Below are 9,047 nucleotides of genomic sequence, written 5' to 3'. Positions count from 1 at the left end.
CAGGCACTGCCGATTTCACCAATCCTCGCTATTACCGATAGCACGACCAAGCCCTTGGCCTAAATAAAAACCCTTGATAGATGATATACGTATACATATACTTATAATATGGCAAATAGAACTATTTACGTTAGCAAAAAGGATGAAGAGGTTTTTGAAGAGGCGCAAGAAATTGCCGGAGAAGCCCTATCTTCGGTCATTGCCCGTGCGCTTCGAGAATTTGTGGCGCGTTCTAAAGAAAAACAACAAGGAATGAAGGAGGTCAGAATTACCGTCGGAGCCAAGGGTTCAGAAAGAGAGCAACGGTTTATCGGCTCTCGGGTTGGTAAATGGCAAGGATTTAGCGACGATAAAGAATGGTGGTTGAGCGCCAAAATCTACATAACTCAGAAGAGTAATTGGGCGGTTTGCTTGACTACTATTAGCAAGGCCAGCCTCATGACCAATCCGAAAGACTGGAAAAAGAGCGGTGCCTATCTGGAAAACAGCAACTATTCAGAGCTATTTGTGGCGCCAAAGCCGGAACAACTCGAGGGCAGAATCCCGGCAGAACTGTTAAAGGTAGTGAAGGATTTAGCAGAGCGAGAAGAAAACGCGGTTGAGTACTTAGATATTTAGATAAGAGACCCACGCGGCTCAGATAGCGCGGATTGGCAGGAAGGAGAAGAAGTGAACGAGAAAAAAATCGAAAAAATAAAAGAAGCGAGAGAGCACCATCATAATATGAGCGAGATGGAAAAATACTTTGCGATGAGCTGGGGATCGCCGGCCGGGCTTATGATGCTTTCGGCCTGCTTTGCCATCCTTTTACTCGCTGTTGGCGGTTTTATGTGGCTGCTCCACCTGGCTAACATCATCAAGTAATATAGGCATCCTCTGTAGACATTATCCGGTTTCTCAGTTGTTTCTCAGTTTAGAGTTGTTATACTACAAGCAAATGAGAATTTTGGTTGTAGAAGACGAACATAAGATAGCCAATTCTATAAAGCGGGGTTTGGAGCAGGAAACTTACGCGGTCGACGTCTCGTACGATGGGGAATCCGGGTTCGGCTTCGCGTCGACCACGGATTACGACGTCATCATTTTGGACGTAATGTTGCCGAAGATGGACGGCATCGAGGTGTGCCGGCAACTGCGGCGATCCCATATACACACGCCCATTCTCATGCTGACAGCGAAAGGCCAACTCAACGATAAAGTCGAAGGCTTAAATGCCGGGGCCGACGATTATTTGGTCAAGCCCTTTGCGTTTGCTGAATTGCTCGCACGAATCAGGGCTCTATCCAGGAGACCTAAAGAGAGCCTCGGCTCGATGCTCTCAGCGGAAGATCTAAGTCTTAACACGCTCACCTATGAGGTTATCCGGGCGGGACTGCACATCGATCTATCAAAGAAAGAGTTCGCCCTGCTCGAGTACATGCTGCGCAATAAAAACAGGATTCTTACCAAGGACCAGATCATCAATCATGTATGGCATTATGATGCCGATATACTTCCCAACACGGTCGAGGTGTACGTCGGTTACTTGAGGAATAAGATCGATAAGCCATTTAATGATAAGCCCTCCTTGTTACAAACCGTACGGGGATTTGGCTATAAAATCGGAAGGGACGCATAATACATGTTTCATTCCGCCCGTCTTAAGCTCACCGTTTGGTACCTCTTAAGTATCATGGTCATTAGTGTTCTCTTCAGCCTGGCGGTATTCCAAGGTGCGACGTTTGAAATCAACAGGGGTCTTCGCGCGCAGGCGATGCGCGACGCTGTGGAGCAAGGGCCGCCGCAAGACATGTTTCATCATCCCTTTGGCCGTAATCCCGGGTCTTCTGTACTTGTACTACGCGGTTTAGCGCCGGGCGGGGCTCTGGATAATCAGCTATATGAGGAAGCGAGAAGAAGGGTCGCGCTGCAGCTTCTTTCCTTTAACGGCGCCATGTTTGTGATCGCCGGGATGGCCGGGTACTTCTTGGCCGGTCGTACGCTCAGACCTATCGAAAACATGGTGGATGAGCAGAAACGGTTCGTTGCAGACGCATCCCACGAGCTGCGTACACCGTTGACCGCTATGAGAACCGAGGTCGAAGTAGCGCTTCGCGATAAGGACTTTGACACACCGTACGCACGGGAGGTGCTCGCCAGCAATCTGGAGGAGATCGAGAAGCTCCAGCAACTCTCCGACAGTCTCTTGATACTGGGCCGCTACCAGAATACGGGCAGTAAGAGCAGCTTTAAAGACGTTAGCGTGCTGAACGTGGTTGAAGCAGCGCGTCAAAATGTAAAGGCGCTCGCCAACAATAAACATATTGAGATTGAGGGCACTATCGATGATGTTACTGCGGAGGCCGACGGGGATAGTCTTGTCAAGCTGCTCACAATCCTTCTGGACAATGCCATCAAATACAGCAACCAGGATGGAAAAATAATCGTGCGCGCATATCCCGTAAAGAACAAAGTCGCAATAATCGTGCAGGATTTTGGCACCGGTATTCGGGCAAGCGACTTGCCCTATATCTTCAAGCGGTTCTACCGCGCAGAGGCTTCTCGAACAAAAACCAAGGTCGAAGGCTACGGTCTCGGTTTATCGATCGCTAAAACCATCGTTGACATGCATAACGGAACCATCGATGTCGAGAGCGTACCCGATAAGGGAACGACCTTCACCATAACCCTTCCCCGCAAGCAATAAATAGCGGCAAAAGTTCTTCGTTTACTCCATTTCTTAAGCGATTTCTCAGGTTTGTTTCAGATAATCATTAAGGTGTAGGAAACCCCCGAACGAGGTAAATAAACAAGATACCGCATGATTTTACGGAGCATGAAAGGAAAGATTATGGAGGAGAGAAGCGATCGTGATAAAACAGGTTTCGAGGCACCCGACGAGCGCATTCGCTCAGACGTAGGGGAGTCCGCAAAAACCGTGCATGTCGAAGAGAGAGGTACGGGCAATCCGGGGCTTGGGCGCAGGCTCACGGGTTTGATGATCGGCACCTCGTTTCTCAGTGCGGTCGTCGGCGGGCTCATCGTGGCATATGCTCTCCCGTATATGTACGGCAGTACGCCCAAGGCCGTCTTTAGTAGCGGGCAGAACCAATCAACCGGTACCTCAAATGAGATCGTCAAAGTAAATGGAGCAGTGAGCCCGGCTACTGCGGTTGCAAAGAAACTCGGGCCATCGGTTGTAAACGTCAGCGTTAACCAGGGGCCGCAGGACGCGGTCCATTCAGGGCTGACGAGCGGGGTCGGCTCCGGTGTCATCTATACACAGGATGGCTATATTATCACCAACAACCATGTCGTATCGGGCGCAAGGGCCATATCTGTCACCATAGGAAACGATGAGGTAAAGGCCAAATTAGTCGCCGCAGACCCGGAGACCGATCTGGCAATCATCAAGGTCGATAAAACCGGTCTGCCCGCCGCCGAATTCGGGTCCACTAAGAACCTTCAGGTCGGCGAGCCCGCCGTTGCCATCGGAAGCCCCTTCGGCTTCGAGCATACTGTGACCTCCGGCATTATAAGCGCACTCAACCGAAACGTAACGATTCCGGATGAGCAGGGCGGGGATAGCGTATCCTATAGCAATCTGATACAGACGGATGCGCCGATAAATCCCGGAAACAGCGGAGGCGCCCTAAGTGATGCCACCGGCAAGGTGATAGGGATCAGCGCGCTTATTATATCGAGCAGCGGTGTAAATGACGGCGTCGGCTTTGCGATTCCGGTGGATATGGCGAAAAGAGTCGCCGACCAGCTTATAAAGCAAGGCAAGGCAAGTCACCCGTACATAGGCATTCTCGGCCGTGATGTGAGCGAAGTCGCGAACGACAACGAGACCGCCATTGACGAAGGCGCGCTAGTCGCCGAAGTCGTACCCGGTGGACCAGCGGCAAAGGCCGGTTTGAAGAAGGACGACATCATAATCGCCATCGGTGGTACACCTATCGATGATATGGGCACGCTGATTGCCGAAATCCGGCAGAAGGAAGTCGGCGATCGCCTTGAGGTAACATACGTCAGGAACGGCAAAGAGGGCAAGACCACACTTACTCTTACGGAAAAACCGAAACAATAATGGATAAAACGTCCTTTCTAAGCGATTTCTCAGATTCGTTTGCGACAATAGGCTTATCGTGCGAACTATCTTTTATGGAAGGAGGCAAGCATAGATGAAGCCAAAGGTAAGAATCAAAGTCATAATAGGCATCGCCGTTGCCGCGCTATTGATCACACTCGCAGGAGGGTACAGCGTTTTTGCTGCCAGTAAGCAAACGACGCAAAGCTATCCGCCGGTTATCGAAAAGCTGGTCCAGGCATTCGGCCTCGATCGCAGCAAGGTAGACAAGGTGCTCGGCGATTTCAAGCAAGAGCGCGAGGTGCAACACAAAGCGATGCTGGAACAGAAGCTTAGCCAGGACGTTAAGGATGGCAAGATTACGGCAAAGCAGAAGGACGCCATTCTTAAGAAGATGGACGAGCTGCAGAACGAGATGAAGAACAAGATGGAGACCTTTAAGGCACTCACTCCCGAAGAGAGAAGGCAGGCCATGGAGAAGCAGCGCACGGAGCTGCAGGCCTGGGCGAAGGAAAACAGTCTTGATCTGAATCAACTCGGATTCCTATTCGGGGGCCACATGCGCGGAGGCCGCGGACGCGGTTTTGGCGGACCGCCCGGATTCGGAGGGTTTGGGCCAGGTCACTTCAACCCATCCGATACATCAACACCGCCGGCAGCACCGGCAGGCTATCAAGGACCGCCGCAGGAACTATAAAAATATAAATACAGCATAGCTAAGCTCTAGTAGTACAAGAACTCCACCGGTAAACTATCCGGTGGAGTTCTTGTATGAGAAAAATCTAGTTAATCTTCTAGTTAATGCTAAAATTTAAATATCGAAGGAGGCTACCATGCCCAATCAAGACATCGTAAACATCTTAAAGCTGGCCGCACCACTACTCATTCTACAACTAGCAGCACTTATCTGGGCGATAGCGGATATTGTAAAGCGCAAAAAGACGCGAAACTTAAGCCCCGCCATCTGGATTATCATCGTCCTCTTTTTCGAGCTTCTCGGGCCCATCGCCTATTTTCTCTTCGGGAGGGCGGAGGACTAATTGAGCATTATCAAGATCACCGACCTCTCCAAGTCGTTCGGTAATTTTAGAGCGGTATCAAACCTTAGCATCGAGGTGGGGAAGAACACGGTTTTCGGCTTTTTAGGGCCGAACGGCGCCGGCAAAACCACGACGATAAGGATGATGGTCGGGCTTTTAAGGGCAACCGGCGGCAGCATTGAGATCGCCGGGTCTGCGATACGTTTTGGTGAGTCTAAAAACCACGGTTTATTCGGCTACCTGCCGGAGCAACCCTCTTTTTACGGCTGGATGACCGGAAAAGAGTACCTGCATTTTGTCGCCGGCCTCTTTAATCTTTCAAGCGAACAGAAGTCGCAACGGGTCAAGAACTTGATCGGTTTAGTAGACCTTGAATCGGCTCAAAACAAGAAGATAAGCTCATACTCGAACGGTATGAAGCAGCGATTAGGCATCGCCCAGGCCTTAATCAACGATCCGCAAGTCGTCATACTGGATGAGCCGGTTTCGGCCCTCGACCCCATCGGCAGAAAAGAAGTCTTGAGTGTAATCGAAGAGCTTGGAAAGAGTAAGACCATCTTTATGTCTACCCATATACTGGCCGATGTCGATAGAGTCTGCAGTGAGGTCGCTATCATAAATAAAGGGGAGTTGGTCATCGAGTCACCGCTCCCTGAGCTTAAGGAACGGTATGCCACCCCGATTCTTCGCGTAGATTTTGTGAGAGATCCCGGCGAAGTCGTGCCGGAGCTTGAAAAAAGTAGCTGGTCGCGGCGGGTAGAGAAGAACGGCAACCAGATAAAGATCTGGCTGAAAGACAGCCGGGTCATGGAAACGAACGTACCGCTTAAAACCCTGGCAAGGTTCGATATCGGCATTTTGAATTACGGTCTCACCTTGCCGGAAACCGAAGATCTATTCGTTGAAATATTAGGGGATAACAATGGGCACCATTAGTGTTTTATTTAAAAAAGATTTGCTAGAACAAGTGCGCTCAAAAAAACTGCTGATCCTTGCAATCATTTTTCTCTTCCTTGCTATGGTCTCACCCATTTCCGCAAAACTTCTGCCGCAGCTGGTTAAAAACCTTACCAGCCAGGGCGGCATCACCATAAAAATCCCCGAGCCAACGTTTAACGATGCCATTACTCAATTTGTGAAGAACGCCAGCCAGTTGGTCATCTTCCTGTTGATTTTCGTCGTTGCCGGGGCGGTTGCAGATGAAAAGGTAAGAAAAACGCTGGAGATGGTCTTGGTAAAGCCGGTCTCGAGGCAGAGCTTTATCCTCTCCAAGTTCCTGGCCTACTTCTCGACCGTAACGGTATTTTACCTGGTCGGCGTCGTAGTTTTTTACCTTTACACGGTTCTTCTTTTTACGAGTTTCGGTTTCGTGAACTTTTTTATTGTCGCCGTTCTAACGCTCGCTTATCTGCTGCTCATCCTGTCGATTACTATCGCTGCCAGTACGCTTGTGAAAAGCACGGCGGTGGCCGGTGTGATCGGCTTGTTCAGCTCGTTTGTTTTCGGTTCGATTCTCAGCGCGTTTTCAAGAATCGCCGACTATTCTCCCGGTTACGTCCTCTCCCGCTACCCCGACTTACTCCAAAAAGGATGGGATTCGGCGTTTTTATCGCCAACTATCGTAACAGTCGTGTTGGTAGCCGTTTCGATAATTCTCGCTGTTGTTGTCTTTAGAGGACAGGAGATCGAACGGTAATTATCGGGGCGTTATTGTTGCACCTGTTCTTACTGCGGCCTTAATTTGTAGGGGAGACTATTTACATCGAGCCCGCTGGCGGATTTACCGCCTTGCACCCGTTTGAGTCCTTCGACGGCCTCGGGATATGTAGGGTCGAAGCGTAATGCCAGGTTGTATGTGGTAACGGCCAAATCATCCCTTTTCATTTTCTCGTATGCTAACGCTTGGTAGGCATACATATCCGCCGCATAGGGGGCGGCTAACGAACCATTTTTGAATGCTTGGGCGGCCTCCTCGTAATTCTCGGTAGCAAGGCACATGCGTCCGAGCTCAAAGTAGGGCATGGGGTTTAACCCGTTGCTGGCCGTAAGGCTTTCCGCTGTGCGCACCTCACCTTCAAGCTGCTTTTTCTTTATCTCTATTAACCGGTACATTCGCTGCACCTCGACCGAATCCGGCTGGATCAGCTCGGCTTTCTTGAGCGCCTGGTATGATTCCGCGTATTTCTCCAACCCCAGGCAACTGCGCGACATGAGGATATAGGCGTTCCCATCGAGGGGGTTCTTGTTTATTGCTTTCTGCGCAGCTTTCAGGTCGTGCTGGTACTCTTTGGTGGTTTTTGGTTTATCGTCGAACCTGATCTTCTCGATTGTTTTCTCGGTCTTAAATATTTCTTTGATTTGCTTTACCGCGCGGACGATGTTAACCCGCTGCGGCTTGGTGTTTATAAGCACGCCTATTACGTTAAGCCTGGTTTTCGCGCTGTACTTCGGGTTACAGGTGGTAAGCGTGACCCTCGGGTCGGATGTCGGCTGCAGGTTCGAGACGTTCTTCGGGTCGGTGACCATCATGTTCTCGACCTGGTATTCGTAGATAAAATCAACGGTTTCCAGGATGACGGTATCGCCGTTGCTTAGCTCGTCGAGCCGGTTAAACGGGTGGGTGTAGGTAACCCTGTGACCGGCGATTCCCACGTTGCCCCGCTCGCCCGGGTTACAGCTTCCGACGTAGTGTCCGGGCCCGTACTGCAGTATTTCCGGACCGACGCCTTCAAGGATTACCTGGTCGACACCGATTTTCGGGATTCGGATTCTGGTCTTAGGAAACGGCTTTTTACGCTCGGAGTCCTTTTTGTTGGTTATCGATTTGCCCAGCTTCGAGTTATCGATGATGGAATCCTCCTGCGGCAGTTGACCTGAAGCCACCAGTTCGTCCTGGAAGGTCTTTATCTTGTCGCCCCTTGTGCGCTGGTCCTTGGCCTGCACTTCCCATGCGTTCGTTAGTTTACGGGCCTCGAAGTAGCCGTAGATCTCGGTGACGAATGGAATTATGATGACGATGATGCCGACCACGATAAGCAGAGTCGAGAGCTTGTTGTGCCCGCTCCTTTTGGTCTTGGCCTTCTTTGTCTTCTTGTGCGGTTTAGCAGTATCTTTTGCATTCATATAAGCTCTATTTTATCGCACTAGCAGCCTATCGGAAACATATTACCAAAAATTGGTAGTTGTGGTAGTATTGCGGCAGGTTTAGTCCAAAGGGGAGATCTTCTAGTGGGATTAGTTGGTTTTAAGTGCGCCAAGCCTTCGAGAAAACACGATCGCGGGCGCTCGGTAACGTTTGAGGAATGCATCGCATGCGCGGAGACTACCTCGAACGAGTGTCATTTCACCGCGCCGATCATAAAAGCGATGACCGATAGGGAACGCGTCGAGCGTGAAGGCATCACGGTAACGCAGCTCTCCGGCTGCCTCAGGGAGTCGTACCTCAGCAGCAAATACGACCACTACGTCGACCTCGAGCAACTCTACTTCGCCTTCAGGGGAGAGCTTGCCCACCTCATCATCGAGCGCTATCAAGAAAAAGACGCGGTCGCAGAAAAGCGGTTTTACCGCGAGTTCAACGGTATAAAAATATCCGGCCAACCCGATATCATACTCCCAGAGAAGAAGCTGATCAGGGATTATAAAACCGCAAAGGAAGTGCCGAGATTCAGCTATCCGTTCAGGAACCACAGCCAGCAGCTCAACCTTTACGCCTGGCTTGTGCCGTACGAAATCGAGCGGCTGCAGGTGGTGTATCTCGACATGAAGGGCGTTAAAATCTGCGAAGCCCAGCTCTGGAACGAAAAAGAGATAGAAGCGCTGCTCAAGCAGAAGCTCCCCATGCTCGACCGGGCGTTCAACCACGACGTTCTGCCGCCCGCCGACTTCGACAACTGGCAGTGCAACGGCTGGTGCAACGTCAAATCCATCTGCCG

Annotated in this window: 11 protein-coding genes; 10 read left to right on the top strand and 1 reads right to left on the bottom strand. The window is 50.6% G+C overall.

What is annotated here, in order from left to right:
* Positions 1-108 precede the first annotated feature (108 nt).
* The 9 genes from ACYC56_RS09650 to ACYC56_RS09610 all read left to right on the top strand — a co-directional run bounded on the left by ACYC56_RS09650 (position 109) and on the right by ACYC56_RS09610 (position 6,808).
* Positions 109-618, top strand: coding sequence for an EXLDI protein (locus tag ACYC56_RS09650; RefSeq protein WP_461373969.1), 510 nt, complete (start codon positions 109-111; stop codon positions 616-618).
* Positions 619-669: 51 nt separating this feature from the next.
* Positions 670-864, top strand: coding sequence for a hypothetical protein (locus tag ACYC56_RS09645; RefSeq protein ID WP_461373968.1), 195 nt, complete (start codon positions 670-672; stop codon positions 862-864).
* A gap of 73 nt (positions 865-937) precedes the next feature.
* A complete protein-coding gene (locus ACYC56_RS09640) occupies positions 938-1,618 on the top strand; it encodes a response regulator transcription factor (protein WP_461373967.1) in 681 nt (226 codons plus the stop codon).
* A gap of 3 nt (positions 1,619-1,621) precedes the next feature.
* The gene (locus ACYC56_RS09635) at positions 1,622-2,686 is read left to right on the top strand and encodes a sensor histidine kinase (protein WP_461373966.1); all 1,065 of its coding nucleotides are present in this window, start codon (positions 1,622-1,624) and stop codon (positions 2,684-2,686) included.
* Between the two features lie 114 nt (positions 2,687-2,800).
* Entirely contained in the window at positions 2,801-4,072 is a 1,272-nt protein-coding gene (locus ACYC56_RS09630; protein ID WP_461373965.1) for a S1C family serine protease, read from the top strand.
* Positions 4,073-4,166: 94 nt separating this feature from the next.
* Entirely contained in the window at positions 4,167-4,769 is a 603-nt protein-coding gene (locus ACYC56_RS09625; protein WP_461373964.1) for an MCP four helix bundle domain-containing protein, read from the top strand.
* A 136-nt stretch (positions 4,770-4,905) separates the two neighbouring features.
* On the top strand, positions 4,906-5,112 hold the full coding sequence (locus ACYC56_RS09620) for a PLD nuclease N-terminal domain-containing protein (protein WP_461373963.1): 207 nt from the start codon (positions 4,906-4,908) through the stop codon (positions 5,110-5,112).
* Positions 5,113-6,048, top strand: a complete 936-nt coding sequence (locus tag ACYC56_RS09615) for an ABC transporter ATP-binding protein (RefSeq protein ID WP_461373962.1) — start codon at positions 5,113-5,115, stop codon at positions 6,046-6,048.
* On the top strand, positions 6,035-6,808 hold the full coding sequence (locus ACYC56_RS09610) for an ABC transporter permease (RefSeq protein WP_461373961.1): 774 nt from the start codon (positions 6,035-6,037) through the stop codon (positions 6,806-6,808). Before ACYC56_RS09615 ends, ACYC56_RS09610 begins: the two co-directional genes overlap by 14 nt.
* 29 nt (positions 6,809-6,837) lie before the next feature.
* On the opposite strand, the gene ACYC56_RS09605 is transcribed toward ACYC56_RS09610, so the two are convergent.
* On the bottom strand, positions 6,838-8,235 hold the full coding sequence (locus ACYC56_RS09605; protein WP_461373960.1) for a sortase: 1,398 nt from the start codon (positions 8,233-8,235) through the stop codon (positions 6,838-6,840).
* A gap of 105 nt (positions 8,236-8,340) precedes the next feature.
* Here ACYC56_RS09605 and ACYC56_RS09600 point away from each other — a divergent pair.
* Positions 8,341-9,047 (top strand): PD-(D/E)XK nuclease family protein (locus tag ACYC56_RS09600; protein ID WP_461373959.1); only part of this gene is annotated, 707 nt, incomplete at its 3' end.

This window comes from Candidatus Aquicultor sp. (genome assembly GCF_054640775.1).
The sequence above is the reverse complement of the archived record's forward strand: the minus strand, read 5'-3'. Positions and strand labels throughout refer to the sequence as shown.

Bases quoted from the DNA above. Each gene is read 5' to 3' on its own strand.
- ACYC56_RS09650 (WP_461373969.1), top strand. From the start codon at position 109: ATGGCAAATAGAACTATTTACGTTAGCAAAAAGGATGAAGAGGTTTTT.
- ACYC56_RS09640 (WP_461373967.1), top strand. From the start codon at position 938: ATGAGAATTTTGGTTGTAGAAGACGAACATAAGATAGCCAATTCTATA.
- ACYC56_RS09635 (WP_461373966.1), top strand. From the start codon at position 1,622: ATGTTTCATTCCGCCCGTCTTAAGCTCACCGTTTGGTACCTCTTAAGT.
- ACYC56_RS09630 (WP_461373965.1), top strand. From the start codon at position 2,801: ATGATTTTACGGAGCATGAAAGGAAAGATTATGGAGGAGAGAAGCGAT.
- ACYC56_RS09625 (WP_461373964.1), top strand. From the start codon at position 4,167: ATGAAGCCAAAGGTAAGAATCAAAGTCATAATAGGCATCGCCGTTGCC.
- ACYC56_RS09620 (WP_461373963.1), top strand. From the start codon at position 4,906: ATGCCCAATCAAGACATCGTAAACATCTTAAAGCTGGCCGCACCACTA.
- ACYC56_RS09610 (WP_461373961.1), top strand. From the start codon at position 6,035: ATGGGCACCATTAGTGTTTTATTTAAAAAAGATTTGCTAGAACAAGTG.
- ACYC56_RS09605 (WP_461373960.1), bottom strand. From the start codon at position 8,235: ATGAATGCAAAAGATACTGCTAAACCGCACAAGAAGACAAAGAAGGCC.